Annotated in this window: 11 protein-coding genes; 7 read left to right on the top strand and 4 right to left on the bottom strand. The window is 45.8% G+C overall.

Features of this window, described 5'->3' with window-relative positions:
- Positions 1 to 8: 8 nt before the first annotated feature.
- Positions 9 to 4508: an EAL domain-containing protein gene (locus Q9312_RS08050; protein ID WP_309204079.1), complete on the bottom strand. Its 4500-nt coding sequence runs from the start codon at positions 4506 to 4508 to the stop codon at positions 9 to 11.
- A gap of 176 nt (positions 4509 to 4684) precedes the next feature.
- Here Q9312_RS08050 and hisS point away from each other — a divergent pair, with 176 nt between their 5' ends.
- The 4 genes from hisS to der are packed head-to-tail and all read left to right on the top strand — an operon-like array spanning position 4685 to position 9351.
- Positions 4685 to 5968 carry a histidine--tRNA ligase gene (gene hisS / locus Q9312_RS08045; protein WP_309204078.1) on the top strand — a complete coding sequence of 428 codons (1284 nt, stop codon included), beginning with the start codon at positions 4685 to 4687 and terminating at the stop codon, positions 5966 to 5968.
- Between the two features lie 58 nt (positions 5969 to 6026).
- A complete protein-coding gene (locus Q9312_RS08040) occupies positions 6027 to 6722 on the top strand; it encodes a YfgM family protein (RefSeq protein WP_309204077.1) in 696 nt (231 codons plus the stop codon).
- Positions 6722 to 7939 (top strand): outer membrane protein assembly factor BamB, encoded by a 1218-nt coding sequence (bamB, locus tag Q9312_RS08035; protein ID WP_309204076.1) that lies wholly within the window; start codon positions 6722 to 6724, stop codon positions 7937 to 7939. Before Q9312_RS08040 ends, bamB begins: the two co-directional genes overlap by 1 nt.
- 11 nt (positions 7940 to 7950) lie before the next feature.
- The gene (gene der / locus Q9312_RS08030; RefSeq protein ID WP_309204075.1) at positions 7951 to 9351 is read left to right on the top strand and encodes a ribosome biogenesis GTPase Der; all 1401 of its coding nucleotides are present in this window, start codon (positions 7951 to 7953) and stop codon (positions 9349 to 9351) included.
- Between the two features lie 139 nt (positions 9352 to 9490).
- Here the strand turns inward: der and Q9312_RS08025 are convergent, their stop codons facing one another.
- The 3 genes from Q9312_RS08025 to xseA all read right to left on the bottom strand — a co-directional run bounded on the left by Q9312_RS08025 (position 9491) and on the right by xseA (position 12842).
- The gene (locus tag Q9312_RS08025) at positions 9491 to 10744 is read right to left on the bottom strand and encodes a lipid A-modifier LpxR family protein (protein WP_309204074.1); all 1254 of its coding nucleotides are present in this window, start codon (positions 10742 to 10744) and stop codon (positions 9491 to 9493) included.
- A 111-nt stretch (positions 10745 to 10855) separates the two neighbouring features.
- On the bottom strand, positions 10856 to 11440 hold the full coding sequence (locus Q9312_RS08020) for a TetR/AcrR family transcriptional regulator (protein WP_309204073.1): 585 nt from the start codon (positions 11438 to 11440) through the stop codon (positions 10856 to 10858).
- 31 nt (positions 11441 to 11471) lie between these two features.
- Positions 11472 to 12842 carry an exodeoxyribonuclease VII large subunit gene (xseA, locus tag Q9312_RS08015; RefSeq protein WP_309204072.1) on the bottom strand — a complete coding sequence of 457 codons (1371 nt, stop codon included), beginning with the start codon at positions 12840 to 12842 and terminating at the stop codon, positions 11472 to 11474.
- A 272-nt stretch (positions 12843 to 13114) separates the two neighbouring features.
- Between xseA and guaB the strand changes: the two genes are divergently transcribed.
- The 3 genes from guaB to tadA all read left to right on the top strand — a co-directional run bounded on the left by guaB (position 13115) and on the right by tadA (position 16832).
- Positions 13115 to 14584 carry an IMP dehydrogenase gene (gene guaB, locus Q9312_RS08010; protein WP_309204487.1) on the top strand — a complete coding sequence of 490 codons (1470 nt, stop codon included), beginning with the start codon at positions 13115 to 13117 and terminating at the stop codon, positions 14582 to 14584.
- Positions 14585 to 14684: 100 nt separating this feature from the next.
- Positions 14685 to 16262, top strand: coding sequence for a glutamine-hydrolyzing GMP synthase (guaA, locus tag Q9312_RS08005; RefSeq protein ID WP_309204071.1), 1578 nt, complete (start codon positions 14685 to 14687; stop codon positions 16260 to 16262).
- Positions 16263 to 16313: 51 nt separating this feature from the next.
- Positions 16314 to 16832: a tRNA adenosine(34) deaminase TadA gene (gene tadA / locus Q9312_RS08000; RefSeq protein ID WP_309204070.1), complete on the top strand. Its 519-nt coding sequence runs from the start codon at positions 16314 to 16316 to the stop codon at positions 16830 to 16832.
- Positions 16833 to 16890: the final 58 nt, after the last annotated feature.

Below are 16890 nucleotides of genomic sequence, written 5' to 3'. Positions count from 1 at the left end.
ATAGAACACTAAAGCTTGTCGCTCCAGTCGCTCGCCAGTAAGTCAAAGGTTTCTTCGCCCGACACAGGTTTTGAAAAGTAATAGCCTTGTATGTAGTCGGCTCCTAACTTTCGAACGAACTCTAGTTGCTCACGTGTTTCGACACCTTCAATAACACTGCGCTTATTCAGTGAGCGAGCTAAAGCAATAATGGTCTCAATAATCGCTTCGGCCTCACTTTGTTCTCCGATCAATGAGACAAAACTGCGATCAATTTTTAACTTATGTATCGGAAACTGGTGCAAATATTTTAACGACGAGTAGCCTGTGCCGAAGTCATCGAGTGCTAACTCAATGTTCATTCGCTTTAACGATTTCACTAGCGGAAGAGATACATCGATATCGGTCATTAACATACTTTCGGTTAATTCAAACTCTACTTGACCTTGCTCTAAATCGTAGTTGGCTAAACGTTCTTTCATAAATCGAACGATGTCATATTGTTGTAAGTGTCGCGCCGATAAATTGATTGCCACGCCGACATTGTAATTTTGATCGTTCCAAGCTTTTAACTGTTCTAACGCCATTTCGATCAGTTGCTCGGTCAAAGGAATAATTAAGCCGACTTCTTCTGCGACGGGAATAAAATCGAGTGGTGAAATGAGGTCGCCATTGGGTTGGCGCCATCTGGCGAGTGCTTCAAATCCTTTTATTTTTGCCGTCGCTATATCAACTTGAGGTTGGTACACCAATGAAAACTCTTTGCGTTTAATGGCGTTACGTAACAAGGTTTCCATGGACATGCGGTTTTGCGCTTCTAAATTCATCGAGCTACGGAAGAATTGAAAATTATTTCTACCTAGATTCTTCGCGTGATACATCGCCATATCGGCTGCTTTAATGAGTTGCTCGGCGGTTGAACCATCTTCTGGATAGATCGAAATACCAATACTTGGTGAGGTAGAAACTTCTTGTTCTTTTAAAACAAACGGCGAGGCCATGTTTTTTATAATAAGATTTGCGATTCGAGTGGCGATTTCTATTGAGAAAACGTCTTCTAACATGATGACAAATTCATCACCCCCCAGCCGAGCGACGGTATCATCTTCACGAACCGACGATTTCAGTATCTCGGCTACTGACACTAACAGTGCATCGCCCGCATCGTGACCCAGTGTGTCGTTAATTTGTTTAAAGCGATCCAAGTCGATAAAGAATAAAGCCATCTTTTGCTTTCGACGATGACTATGGTCAATGGCATGAGTGATGCGATCCATCAGTAAGGCGCGGTTGGGTAAATTGGTCAAGGTGTCATAGTTTGCTAGCTTCTTTAGCTTTTCTTGTGCCAATTTTTGTTCGCTAATGTCTGTTACAGTGACCACGTAGTAGCGTTCACTGTCTTCATTGGTAAACTGAGTGGCGTTAATTAATACCGCTAAAGGTTGTTGAAATTTTCTGAGCAACATTCCTTCCGTTTCACATTGATCTTTGATCGCCAGCTTATCTTTAATTGCAATTGTCAGTGGAATATTGATGTCTTCTTGCGTCAAACACTCCAGTGGGTTGCCGATAACCGTGGAGGGATCATACCCGGAGATCTTTGAAAAAGATTGGTTGACTGAATTCACTAAAAAGTCTTTATCTAAAATGATAATGATGTCGCGAGTATTTTCGAAAGCCTCAAAAAACAACTGCATTTTGTCTTGCGTATCTTTACGAGTGGTAATGTCGGTGTAGGTTCCTGTAACTCGCTTTGGATTATCAAATTCATCGACCTCAGAGACTCGAGCTAAGTCTCGAAACCATCGCCATTCATTGAACTCATTTTTTATTCGGTAAACATGTTCAAAACCTTTGTCAGACTGCAGAAGAAAATCTTGCCACTTCGAGGCATACAGGCTTTGGTCATCGTGATGAATAAACGCTAAACGTTGAGTAAAGCCGATCAGTTGTTCTTTGTTATCAATGGCGAAGTCTAGCCGAGGTTCATACACCAAATTATTTTCAGCGCGCCAATCCCACAGCCCACTATCGCTTCCGGTTAGTGCGAGTTGCAAGCGCTTTTCACTACGCGTGATGGCTTGATGGGCATTCAATAAAGCGGCTTGTCGTTTATGTCGCTGATAGATAATAATACTTAGAAAACCGACCACGATGATGACATAAGCAATGTAGGCGGGTACTGACAACCAAGGAGCGGGGTAAGAGCGAATTTGTATTGAAAGTGGCTTGGATTCTTCTCCGGTTTTATAATCGATAGCCGCTATGTTTAGCGTTGACTTACCAGGATTAAACTTTGGAAATAAAATTTCACTGGTATAGGTTGTTGCTGGAGATGTCTTCGAATCGCCATCGATCCAGTAACGATAGCGAACTTGATTGGTCTTATGAAAAATCAGCGCAGAAAACTCTACTTTGAGTCCAAAATCATCGTGCTCAAGTCGCAGATGTTCGGAATCGACTAGGTTTGCATCGGGTGCCGACAACAGTTTTAATCCGGTTAGCTGAACTTCGATCGGTGAAGCGCGGCGTTTAACCAATTTTGATAAATCTAATACAATAACGCCTTTATTGGTTCCTAGAACGGCGGTGTTTCCATCGATCAGAGTGGCGGTTCCACCAATAAACTCGTTGGACGGTAGACCGTCTTGACGATTGAATTTCTCGACCGAGAAGTTACTTCGGTTCATGCGGAGAAGACCGTCGTTTGAGGTGATCCAAAGGTTGTCGTTGCTGTCTTCAAAAATATCTAAAAAACTTCCCGAGTTAAGGCTTTTGTTATCCAAAAACTTAATTTCTTCGCCGGTGCTTTCATCGATTACATAGATGCCGTGTCCATAATAGTTCAGCCAAATTTGCCCGCCAGTTCGAAATACATTGATGGCTGCGGCAAGTTTAGGATTGGGATGATCAATTTTATGCAAATTTTTAACGGTTCCAGTCTGTTTGTCATAGACATCGACTCGATTAAATTGAGTAAGATAGAGTTGCGCATCATCTGGATGATTTGAACCTAGCACGGTAAAGTAGGTTTCTTGGTCTTCAGGTAATTTAAGCGACTCAATTTCAGTGACTTTATTGGTTTGTTCATTGAAGACAAAAGCGCTCTTATTTTGCAACATAAACACTTCGTGATCCGAAAGTTTTTGTGAACCATACGTTGGCTTTTTCAAGGTTTCAACCGTGGTTTCAGGCAATGGCACCGTTGACTCTTCGAGAGTGTTTGGATCGAGCAACTTTACTCCGTCTCGGCGATGCACCCAAACGTACTTTTCCATTTTAATAATCTGATAAACACTTTCGTTGGTCACCGGAGCTTTTTCATCGTCATTAGCAAAGTAGCTTTGTGTTTGACCGGTGTTAAGATCGTAGCTCGCGAGTCCGTGTGAAGTGCCAATGAGTAACTGATCATTTTGTCGGGTGATCACACTGGCGATATTCGAAGGCAGCTCCTTTTTTTCGCCGCGCACGTTGCTGATAATATCTTTAATGGCATTGTTAGGGTGCCATTTAAAGAAACCATCTTCTCGACTGCCTAACCATAGATTCCCTTCGTTATCACTCTTAAGTTTGATAATGTCATTGTCAAAAAAATTGAAAGGTAAATCCGAAAACCGAAAGGTGAACTGTAATTGGTTATTGACGAGTTGATAGAGACCATCATCGGTCGCTACCCAAGTATCGCCATTGAGTTGTTCCATGTCCCATATATTTAATTCTTTCTCAACAAAGGTAAAGGCGGGGTCTTTGCCCGTTTGCAAAGCACTGTACAACTTGTTGCTGTCTATTTTGGTCAAACCCTCAACGGTCGCGACGTAGATTGCTCCATCGGGCAAACGGAAAATGCCCTTCACATTAGCTTGCTCTTGGTTGATTTCAGCGACCGGCTGATGTTTAATTTTTATGATCGCTTTGTCTCGCAAATCGATCGCGAACAAACCGTGGGTTGATGCAATTAATAAGTAGTTTTTAAACTTGTAAATAGCGCGAAATACTTTGTCTTGAAAGGCGTCTGGCCAAACATCATTACGACGAATAATCGACTCCAGTTGTTGTTTGCCGTAATCAAACCGAAATACTTCTTCAAAATTAGCTAACCACAAGTCGCCAGAATCGGCTTCATAAGCCATCTCTAGTTCGTTTTGTTGGTTATTTTCTGCGGTTCTAGCAGGTAGCTCAATACGATGATAACTGTCGTTTCTAGGATCGTAACGATAGTTGAAATTAGGTGCTGCACTCAGCCAGAGCATGCCTTCACGATCATTGTGGAGTAACCCTATGTATCTTGCATTGAGTACACCATCTGGACCTGAAATTGCCTCAAGTCGGTAGGCGTCGTAACGATTAACACCTTCTTCGGTGCCAAGCCATAAATAGCCTAGTGAATCACGCTCAATTTCCCAAACCACACTTTGGCTCAAACCATCGCGTGTCGAGTAGTGTTTTAAGTCGACACTTTGGCTTTGTGCCGTGGCAGAGGAAAGAAACAGCGCTGCAAAGAAAAATGTTATAATTATTAGATACTTCATAAACCTGAGCGTTATTAAAAGCAGTATTCAGAGTATAGCAGTAATAGCGTTTTTCCCCAGTTCTGAACAATTCAATCCTGATCTTATGAAATAACCGCGAAAAGCCTCCACAAAGCCCCGAATTCAGCTATAATGCCGCGTTTATTTATCCTCAGCGTCACAATTCGGGAGTTACATTGAAAGCTAAGTTTCAAGCCATAAAGGGCATGAATGATATTTTACCGGAGCAAACACCTGCTTGGCACAAGCTGGAAGCCCTGTTGTTGCAACTTATGCAACAGTACGGTTACTCGGAAATACGCATGCCTTTGGTTGAGAAAACCGCTTTATTTAAACGTTCAATCGGTGAAGTGACGGATATCGTCGAAAAAGAGATGTACACCTGGACGGATATCAGTGACGACAGTCTGACTTTACGTCCCGAAGGAACCGCCAGCTGTGTTCGAGCCGGTATTGAACATGGTCTGTTGTACAATCAGCAACAAAAGCTGTGGTACATGGGGCCGATGTTTCGTCGTGAAAATCCGCAAAAAGGCCGTTACCGACAATTCCATCAACTCGGTGTAGAGGCGTTCGGATTTGCGGGACCCGATGTTGAAGTAGAACAAATTTTATTAACCCATCGTTTGTGGCGAGCCTTGGGTATTGATAATGATGTGGTTTTACACATTAATACTTTGGGTGACAGTGAGTCACGAGCTAACTATCGAGAGCTGTTAGTGACCTACTTTAACGCTCACAAGGAACAACTCGACGAAGACAGTTTGCGTCGTTTGAATAGTAATCCTTTACGGATTCTCGATTCGAAAAACCCGGCGATGCAATCGTTGATTGAGCAAGCGCCGAAGCTGTCTGAACATGTCGATGAGGCATCGAAAGAGCATTTTGAGCGTTTAAAATCAATGCTCACCGCGGCAGGCTTGACGTTTCAAGTGAACGATCGCTTGGTGCGTGGCTTAGATTATTACAATCGTACCGTTTTTGAGTGGATGACCGATAAGCTTGGCGCACAAGGAACCATTTGCGCTGGTGGGCGCTACGATGGATTGACCGATCAACTTGGCGGTCAAGCGACAACGGCCAGTGGTTTTGCCATGGGCATTGAACGAATTTTATCCCTCGCGATAGAGGCCGGTTACTTTGCAGATTACAGTGAAGCGCCGCATGTTTACTTTATCGCTATGGGCGAGAGCGCAGAAGTACAAGCCATGGTATTGGCTGAAAAACTACGCGATGAACTACCGCATCTTCGAATGGTAGTGAACTGCGGTGGTGGGAACTTTAAAAAACAATTTAAAAAAGCCGATCGTTCGGCAGCAAAAATTGCTTTAATACTCGGCGAAGACGAGGTGCAGCAACAGGTTATTGGCATTAAGTTCTTACGCGACGATCGCGTCCAAGAAAGCTGTTCGTGGAACGAATTAGCGGCACAGTTGGGCAGCTTTGAATTTACCGATTAATTTTTAATTTGACTGGTTTTAACGAAATAACCGGACTGTTTCAGTTAGGAGTTGGCAAGTGGAATACAATACAGAAGAACAGCAATTAAAAGCGATTAAAGAGTGGTGGAATGAAAACGGAACTTCGATCATTGTTGGAGTGGTGATTGCCGTTGGTGGCTTCTTTGGATACAACTGGTACAAAGAACAACAAATGGTGACCAAACAGGAAGCTTCAACCGCGTACGAAGCCTTCACAGACATCGATTTTAAAGCCAAAAAAGACGATTTCATTGCGGCTGGTGAGTCTATTAAGAGTCAGTACCCAGGAACCGGTTATAGCACGTTAGCGGCACTTCACATTGCGAAACAGTTAGCTGAAAGTGGTGATTTAGAAGGCGCTCAAAAGCAACTTGAGTGGGCTGAATCAAATACTAAGGGAACTGAAGTGCAACCCTTGATGTCTATTCGCCTAGCACGGGTACTGCTTGCGCGTGGTGAGATTGACACAGCGTTTGCGAAAGTGAATGCCATTCAGACAAGCGCTTACAATGGTTTGAAACAACGTTTATTAGGCGACATCTACTTGCAGAAAGGCGATAAAGTAGCGGCTAAAGCAGCGTACGAACTAGCGAAAGAGGCGACCGAGTCATACACCGCAAAAACTGAGCTAGACATGCTGATCAATGATCTTTCAGTGGCTGATAGTCAAACTAGCGCACCTCAAGCAACACCTGAAGCGGAGACTAAAAACGCAGATAAACAGGGTTCGTAATGACTAAACAATTTCTTTTTGCAGGACTGATTGCCGCTCTATTGTTGTTAAATGGATGTGGTGATGAAAATGAAGTATTGCCAAATCCAATACCTTCGGTGGTGGAAACCAAAGTTCGTTACGATGAACTTTGGAGTATTACGGTGGGTGACGGTGTTCAAGACGAGTTTTTAAAGCTCCACCCCGCTGAAAGCTATGGCAAAATTTTTATCGCCGATGTGAGTGGTAAGCTCATGGCGATTGATCCTGAAAAGGGCAGCAAAGTTTGGCAAACGACAATTGAACAACGTATTTCTGCTGGCGTTACCGTTGCGAATCGAATTGCTGTTGTGGGTACGCGTGAAGGGCAGGTAATGGCATTTGACGTTGAGTCAGGTGAACAACTCTGGACCTCTCAATTATCCAGTGAGGTGATTGCATCACCGGCCGTCGGCGATGGATATGTGGTTGCCAATACGGTGGATGGAAAGATAGTCGCTCTAGACGCTAGCAGCGGTGAACAGAAGTGGTTTTATGATCGTACTTTACCTGCATTAACCTTGCGTGGTACCTCCAGCCCAGTGATTGCGTTAGGCGCAGCGATTTCTGGATTTGCCAATGGTAAGGTCGGTGTGTTTCTGCTTGAAAATGGCCAGTTAGCCTGGGAGCGTCAAATTACTACCCCAAGCGGCCGCTCTGACTTAGAGCGCTTGGTCGATGTTGACGGGCAACCCGTGGTGTTTGGTTCAACGCTTTATGCGACCTCGTTTAATGGCAACATTATGGCTCTTGAACTGCGCTCTGGTGAGCCATTATGGTCACGCGAATTATCGTCATACCAAGACATTGAAGTGGATAACCAAACGCTATTAGTGACTCAAGATAATGGTTATGTCACCAGCATGAATCGTAACAATGGTGTCCTTTTATGGACTCAAAAAGCGCTATTCTTACGACAAACGACGTCGCCGACAGCTTTTGGTGACCACATTGTGGTCGGTGACATGGGCGGTTATTTGCACATGCTCGACAAAGCGTCCGGCCAATTAATTGGACAGCTAAATATTAACAGCAGTATCAACTATACTGATTGCTATGACAGTGCTGAAGCCTGTCGTTTTCATAATCATGAAGAGTATGGTGTCGCAACTAAGCCATTTATCGTTGATGATAAGTTGGTTGTTTTAACCCGTAATGGCCACATGATTGCCTACAAACAGCGTAAAGACGCTAAGTAAGATTTCACACTATGATTCCTGTCATCGCCTTGGTCGGCAGACCCAACGTCGGTAAGTCGACCTTATTTAATCGCTTAACTCGTTCCCGTGATGCCTTGGTAGCTGACTTACCTGGGCTAACACGAGACCGTCAATACGGTCATGCGAAAATAGAAGGGCGGCCATTTATTATCATCGATACCGGAGGTATTACCGGTGGCGAAGTGGGTATTGATGGCTACATGGCAGAGCAATCAAAGCTGGCGGTGCAAGAAGCTGATATCGTTCTATTCCTATTGGACGCTCGCGCTGGCTTAACCGCCGTTGATGAAAATTTAGCGCGTGAACTTCGCACCTTTGGTAAGCCCGTTCATTTAGTTGTTAACAAGATTGATGGGATTAATGCCGAAGCCGCCATCGCTGACTTTTATGCACTCGGATTCAGCAGCGTTAACCCAATAGCGGCGGGGCATGGTCGTGGGGTGAATGTTTTGGCAGAAGAAGTGTTGCTGCCACTGGCCTCTGACGAAGCGCTTGAAGAAGCGGAACGCGAGCGAACAAAACATCCTAAAATAGCCATTGTTGGCCGTCCTAATGTTGGAAAGTCAACCTTAGTTAACCGTATGTTAGGCGAAGAGCGGGTCGTGGTGTTCGATATGCCAGGAACCACTCGAGACTCCATTTATATTGATATGGAGCGGCGCGAAAAACCCTACACCATTATCGACACGGCCGGCGTTCGACGGCGCGGAAAAGTTCGTGAGACGGTTGAAAAATTTTCAGTTTTAAAAACGCTGCAGGCCATTGAAGATGCCAACGTTGTGATCATGGTTTTTGATGCACGTGAAGGCATTACTGAACAAGACTTGTCACTGTTGCGTTTTGTTATGGAAGCAGGGCGATCACTGGTTATCTCGATCAATAAATGGGATGGCATGACCGCAGAGCAACGCGAAGCCGTTAAAAGTGAGGTCAACCGTCGAATGGTGTTTGCTGACTTTGCTCGCATGCACTTTATTTCAGCACTGCATGGCAGTGGTGTCGGCGATTTATTTGATTCGGTTGATGAAGCGTTTAATAGTGCGAATGTCGAGATGTCTGCATCGAAACTGACGCGTGAACTAGAAATTGCAGTGGCCAAGCATCCTCCACCAACCGTTAAAGGGTTTCGCAGTAAACTTCGATATGCGCATCCTGGTGGTCACAATCCTCCGCGAATAGTTATTCACGGCAACCGTACCACTAAATTACCAGAATCTTATCAACGCTACTTAATTAAGCATTTTATTAAAGTGTTGAATATTGTGGGTACACCGATCAAATTAGAGCTGAAAGAAGGTAAAAACCCTCACGAAGGCAAAAAGCAAGAAGTGACCCGCAGACAACGTCTAAAGCGTAAACGCGCGATTAAGAAGTTTGGCAAGAAAAAGTAACCTTTCTGGTTAAAAGCGCGTAGGTCTTCGCGAAACTCGACGCGCGCTTTATTCAATCTTACTGTTTATTCCACCCTTTCAAACCCGTAGAGCGATCAAAAAAGACAGGTCGTCCGTGACCTGAAGGGGAAAGAAAACTTTAGTAGCTTGCACTGATGATCATACCGCCCCAAAGTACGCTGCGATCGGCTGGACCTCGCTTAACTTCTGATGATTGGCCGCGTAATAAATAACTAAAACGCCAACCCGATTCCGACTGATGAGTGATGCCTACCCAAGCGTCCCAAACCAAACGATTCAGTTCATTGGATGAAAAGGTGACGGGACTGTCTTTGAATTGGCCTTGCAAAAAGACGTTATAGCCGCGCAAATGCGCAGAAAAACCACCCCAAACATAAACCTCACTGCGGTGCTCCGCTAGCCCCGCCAAGCTGGTCGACTTCTCTGAGTAGTCATTAAATTGTGGTCTGAAGCTGTACCAAGGCGTTTGAAAACTACCGTAGCGACCAGCCAAGCCAAAGGTGGCTTCGGTTAGGTAGCCAACGCTCAACTGGCTGGTGCTGCTGAGTTCAAAGTTTTGCTCACCATAGTGATAAGCGATCAGTTGTTGTTTGCCGATGCTGTACTTAAAGGTTAACTCACCACCGTCGCTGATTTGCTGATCCCAACCACTCGGGCGATCACTGCCCAAGGCTGCGTGCAACTCAGTTTGAATGGAGTTAACCCAGTCAGCGCCGAGCACACCCAGCGTGAAAGTGCTGACCCAAGCCGTATCATTGGCCGAATCGATGAGCTCCTGTGTATTCGCGAGATAGAGCAAGCTTGCGAAAGGCCGATCGCCGAGCTGCTTGTCTGGTTGATCAATCGATTTAGGTGTAAAGATGGTGAACCCTGCTTCAATGCCATGCAGCTCCGTTAACGCTGAGGAAGGCTTGGGCAATATTCCGAGTTGTTCGGTAATGGCTGCCCTGACCGGATCGAGCGATATGCCGTATTCGATAGCGCGACGCCCAGCCAAGGTGACGGATAAACCACCGGTGTAGTCTTGATCGCGTTTACGTAAAGTAAATAGGTCATTGTCGATATACAGCGCCCAGCCTGCATCGTAAGGCTCTTGGTCGGTTAGCCAGTGCCAGTGGTGCAACGGCGAACGCTCATCTTGAATACTTCCTGCGCCAGCTCTTCGTGTCCATTGCCGTTTCGAAACGTCTAACCCGGTTAAGGTTTTGTCTTCTGTCGCTTGTGTTGCCGAGAGGGTGGCGAACGCTGAACCCTTTGTCTGACCGCGCATTTTGGAACCCTCAGACCCGTGAGCCTCACTGCTCTCAGCGATGAACTGAAAGGCCAGTAAGAGTGTTGCGAGTAGTATTTGACGCAACATATAACGCAACATAAGAATCTTCTCCCTAATAAATGACCGATCGGTCTATTTGAGTTAATATATGACCGGTCGTCTTAAATTTAAAGGGCAGAAATCGATGAAGTTGATTGAAAATTTGAATGCTTAACTTAAAAGCTGCTGAATTTGAGCTTTAAAGCTGTGATAAGCGCGGCAAGATCGGCTGGTTTTTAAGCGCATTAGGGTACCTTCCCAAGCGCATTGAATAAATTCTGCTAAGGCGTGAGGATCGGTTTCTGTATCTTTTAGTAATTGCTCAGATTTAGCTTGCTCAATAACTCTGGCTAGCAGGTTCACGTATTGATCCATGATGTGATCGGTTGCTTTGCGTATTGCCGGATTCTCATCAGACATTTCAAGACTGAGATTCCCGATTAAACAACCGCCGCAGAAAGACTGCTCTTGTAACTGAGTTAGCTGCTGCTCGAAGAACCGAAGCAATCGCTCAATCGGACTGCCCGGGGACTCTAAAAGTTGCTGCTTGGCAGCGGCGAGGTGTTCTTCAGCGGCGAGTTCGATCGCCTCAATGACAAAGGCTTCTTTGCTCGAAAAGTGATTGTAGAATGAGCCTTTCGGAACGCCGGCGCTGTCCACGATTTCTTTTACACCTGTGCCGTTATAGCCTTTGGTCGCCAAGACTTCTAGGCCAGCGTGCAGTATGTGTTGTCGACAGTGCGGTTTTCTTCCCATCTCAATAATATATGACCGGTCGCCTTTAAGGTCAATCGGTGCTGTCGAATTTATTGACGGCGGTCACTTGACTCTCGATTTGTCCATCGACCACTCGCGTGGTTAGCCTATCCCCCAGTTTAACTTGAGAATGAGAGGTGATTAAGGCGTCTTCTTGTAAGGTAATCGAGTAGCCGCGGGCGAGTGTGGCCAAAGGGCTCACGGTATTTAATCGGTCAGCGCGAGCAGCGAGGGTAGAATTAAACTGCTTCAATTGAGTTTGCGCGGCAAACTGCAACCGTTTAAACAGGGCGGCGCCACGCTGTTCTGCTCGAGCAACTTGGTTTTCGGGATGATATCGCAACAGTTTGAGTTGACTATCGTGCAGCCGCGCTCGTTGGTCATTGATGGTTTCTTTCACAACGCTTTGCGCTCGCTGCCATAGCTCGCTCATTTGCTCTTCAAACTGTTTAAGTAACGGCTCTGGATCCGTAAGTTTCAGGCGACAAACTTCGAGCCTATGGCTATTTTGTTGTAAGTAATTATTCACTGCTCTGTGCAGCGTGAAGTCGAGATTATCGATGGTTTGGCGCAGTTGAAGTTGATCTTGAGTGAGTATTTCTGCTGCCGCTGACGGTGTTGGAGCGCGCATGTCGGCAACAAATTCGGCGATAGAAAAGTCAATTTCATGCCCAACTGCAGCCACGGTGGGCAGTCGACTTTGGCTAATCGCGTAAGCCAATTGCTCGTGATTGAAACACCACATATCTTCGAGTGAGCCACCGCCTCGGGTGAGTAACAAGACATCCACCTCGGCGCGTTGATTGGCCAATTCGAGAGCTTGAATAATGCTAGTATGTGCTTGCTTACCTTGTACCTGGCAAGGATAAATAATAATTTCCGTCAGTGGAAAGCGACGTTGCATCACCGTAATAACATCGCGAATCGCAGCCCCGGTGGGCGACGTGATGATGCCGACTTTGCTTGGTTGTCTTGGAATCGGTTTTTTACGTTCTGGTGCAAATAATCCGGCAGCATCAAGCTTTTGTTTTAATTGCTCAAACTGAGCTTGCAAATCACCTTGACCGGCAGGCTCTAGAAAGTCGATGTTTAGTTGATAATCACCGCGAGCTTCGTACAGGGTCATTTTGGCGCGTGCATTCACCAGCATTCCATTGTCGGGTCGAAACTTGAGCACTTGATTACGACCCCGCCACATGGTGCATTTGACTTGCGCGTTTTGATCCTTGAGGGTGAAATACCAGTGACCCGACGCAGGCGCGACAAAATTGCTGATTTCTCCGGTAATCAACAGTGAACCGCCTTGCGCTTCAAGCAAACCTTTAACTTTGCGATTTAACTCACTGATTGATAAATATCGTCGTTCGGTGGGTTTTCGGGGCTGTAATACTGGCTTAATCATGCAATTTCTCAATGACGATGTGGTTAACCGCATACACAAGTTCGTGCCGCCTTGGCGTTGCGGTTCTTTTGGTCGCAGAGCTAGGGGCAGCGCAGACCGCTTTCGTGCGCACTGACCTTAGGAAATGAGTCATTTTTTCAGATTCATAAAAAAAAGCAATAAAACTAACAATTTTCTCCCTCAGAGCCAGTCAGGTGATTGTTCTGAAATTTTGAAAAATGCTATAATCCCGCTTTGGTTTTCCAACCGTTTACCTAAAAAGGTGACTCTTTATTATGCGAATTATTCAGGAAGCTCTTACTTTCGACGATGTTTTATTGGTTCCCGCGCATTCCACGGTTCTGCCACACCTCGCCGAGCTGAAGACTCAGCTTACTCGCGAGATTGCCTTAAATATCCCTTTGGTATCGGCAGCGATGGACACGGTGACTGAGTCGCGATTAGCAATTGCTTTAGCTCAAGAAGGTGGCATTGGCTTTATCCACAAAAATATGACCATCGAACAACAAGCCGCCGAAGTTCGAAAAGTGAAAAAGTTTGAAAGCGGAGTGGTGAACGATCCCATCACCGTGACACCCGATATTACCATCGCCGAATTGAAGCGGATTACCGCTGAAAATGGTATTTCTGGTGTGCCGGTTGTTGAAGGGCAAGAGTTGGTTGGTATCGTTACCAGCCGTGATGTGCGCTTCGAAACCCATCTCGATCGTTCTATTTCTACCGTCATGACGCCAAAAGATCGCTTGGTTACCGTTAAGGAAGGCGCAGAAATAGACGAAGCCTTAGCCTTGATGCACAAACACCGCATTGAAAAAGTATTAATGGTCGATGACGACTTTCATTTGAAAGGGTTAATCACCGTAAAAGACATTCAAAAAGCCGAAGACAAGCCCAACGCCTGTAAGGATTCGCTGGGGCACTTACGTGTCGGTGCTGCTGTTGGTACCGGAGCAGATACCGACGAACGAGTGGCTGCGTTAGTGGCTGCTGGCGTCGATGTTGTGTTAGTCGATACATCGCACGGTCACTCGCAAGGGGTACTTGACCGAGTGAAGTGGGTGAAAACGAATTACCCGAACATTCAGGTCATCGGTGGGAACATCGCGACTGCAGAAGGCGCATTGGCCCTTGTTGAAGCGGGCGCTGATGGCGTAAAAGTGGGTATTGGCCCAGGCTCAATTTGTACCACTCGAATTGTCACGGGTGTTGGCGTTCCACAAATCAGTGCTGTGGCGAACGTTGCTGAGGCACTTAAAGACAAAGGCGTTCCATTAATCGCCGATGGCGGTATTCGTTATTCGGGTGATATGTGTAAAGCCTTCGCCGCAGGTGCATATGTGGTTATGGTTGGCAGTATGCTGGCAGGCACAGAAGAAGCGCCAGGTGAAGTGGAACTTTACCAAGGTCGTTCTTATAAATCGTATCGCGGAATGGGCTCTTTAGGCGCCATGTCGCAAAAACAAGGGTCGAGCGATCGTTACTTTCAGTCTTCGAATGCCGCAGACAAACTCGTGCCTGAAGGCATTGAAGGTCGAGTACCTTACAAAGGCTCACTCGTTAGCATCATTCATCAAATGATGGGTGGATTGCGCAGCTCGATGGGCTTAACCGGATGCAAAACGGTTGATGAAATGCGTACCAAAGCTCAGTTCGTAAAAGTGACAGCGGCGGGCATGAGCGAGTCTCATGTACACGATGTGCAAATCACCAAAGAAGCACCGAACTACCAGATCGGAAAGTAACTCGAGTAAGAAATTTATACGGCGAGCCGGAAGAGTCCACTTCCGGCTTTTCTGTTTTAGCCAAGCGGGGCTAAATCACTTTAGGTAAAAGGTAAGGTCTATGTCCAAAGACATCCACTCTAGTCGAATATTAATCTTAGATTTTGGCTCACAATACACGCAATTAATTGCCCGACGAGTTCGCGAAATTGGCGTTTACTGTGAATTGTATCCCTTTGATTTAAGTGAAGAGGCCATCCGCGAATTTGCACCTCATGGGGTTATCTTGTCGGGTGGTCCTGAGAGCGTCACCGAATCAACCACGCCGCGCGCAGCGGATGTTATTTTTGAATTAGGCGTACCCGTATTAGGTATTTGCTACGGCATGCAAACCATGGCGGCGCAGCTGGGCGGCCAAGTGAGTGGGTCGACTGAACGTGAGTTTGGTTACGCTCAAGTAAAACATGTTGGCGATTCAGAACTGTTTAAAGGTATTGAAGATCATGCCAATGAAAACGGCGAAGGCCTGCTAGACGTTTGGATGAGTCATGGTGATAAAGTGACTTCACTGCCTCCTGGCTTCGAGTGTATTGGAGAAAGTGGTAATGCTCCTTTCGCCGCCATGGCCAACGAAGAGAAGCATTTTTACGGCGTGCAATTTCACCCAGAAGTTACCCACACACGTCAAGGCGGTCGCATTTTAGAGCGGTTTGTTTTAAGTATTTGTCAGTGTGAAGCGCTTTGGACAGCGGGTAATATAATTGACGACGCGGTCGAACAAATTCGTCAACAAGTTGGCGAAGATGAAGTTATTCTTGGATTATCCGGTGGCGTTGATTCATCGGTAACGGCGGCATTATTGCATCGAGCAATTGGTCCTAACTTAACCTGCGTTTTCGTTGATAACGGTCTATTACGTTTGAACGAAGGCGATCAAGTGATGGGCATGTTTGCTAAGCATATGGGGCTCAATGTTATTAGAGTCGACGCCGAAGATCGCTTCTTGAATGAGTTAAAAGGCATTGATGAACCCGAAGCAAAACGGAAAGTGATTGGCCGAGTGTTTGTCGAAGTTTTTGAAGAAGAATCGAAAAAATTAAAAGCCGCAAAGTGGTTAGCACAAGGAACCATATACCCAGATGTTATTGAGTCTGCGGGCGCAAAGACGGGTAAAGCACATGTTATTAAATCGCATCATAATGTTGGTGGTTTACCTGAAGACATGGAATTAAAATTAGTTGAACCATTACGCGAGTTATTCAAAGACGAAGTGCGAAAAATTGGTTTAGAACTTGGTCTTCCCTATGACATGTTGTATCGACATCCATTCCCAGGGCCAGGTCTTGGCGTAAGAATTTTAGGTGAAGTGAAAAAAGAGTTTACTGATCTTTTACGTCGCGCCGACGCGATTTATATTGAAGAATTGTATAAGCACGATCTCTACCACAAAACGTCGCAAGCCTTTACCGTATTTTTGCCAGTTAAGTCCGTTGGCGTTATGGGCGATGCGAGAAAGTACGATTACGTTGTATCGCTTCGAGCGGTTGAAACCATTGACTTTATGACCGCGCGTTGGGCACACCTTCCGTATGAGTTTTTAGAGCATGTGTCTAATCGTATCATCAATGAAATCGATGGCATTAGTCGGGTAACCTACGATATTTCATCGAAACCACCGGCAACGATTGAGTGGGAGTAAGGGTGTTAGAGTCTCGTTTGTTCAACACACTCACACTCTAGAAATACAGTTATGACGGAACCAAGGATCTCGCCAACAAGTTTTGAATTTAGTGAACGAGATCGTTATTTTATGCGGCGAGCGTTACAGCTGGCCGCGACTGCTGCATCGCATAGTGAAGTGCCCGTCGGTGCAGTGGCGGTGTTGGACGATGAAATCATTGGCGAAGGTTTTAATTGCCCGATTGAATCGTCTGATCCATCTTGCCATGCAGAAATCATTGCCATCCGCCAAGCCTGCCAACACCTGAACAATTACCGCCTGCCAGACGTGCGTTTATACGTATCTTTGGAACCTTGCCCTATGTGCGCCGCTGCGATGGTGCATGCTCGTGTTAAGCAAGTCATCTATGCTGCCGCAGACTATAAAACCGGTGCATGTCACTCAATAATGAACTTCTTTGAGCATCCATCGCATAATCATCACGTCGACGCAGTGGGAGGGCTAATGGCCGAGGAAGGCGGCTCGATACTGTCGAATTTTTTTAAACAACGCCGCGCTGAAATTAAACAGCAAAAATCTCTCAAGTAACCGTCTCACGCTAGATATAGCAAAATTGCGATGATTTGCAATTATTCTATTATTGTCT

The sequence above is a fragment of the Pleionea litopenaei genome, assembly GCF_031198435.1.
Lineage (GTDB): Bacteria > Pseudomonadota > Gammaproteobacteria > Enterobacterales > Kangiellaceae > Pleionea > Pleionea litopenaei.
The sequence above is the reverse complement of the archived record's forward strand: the minus strand, read 5'-3'. Positions and strand labels throughout refer to the sequence as shown.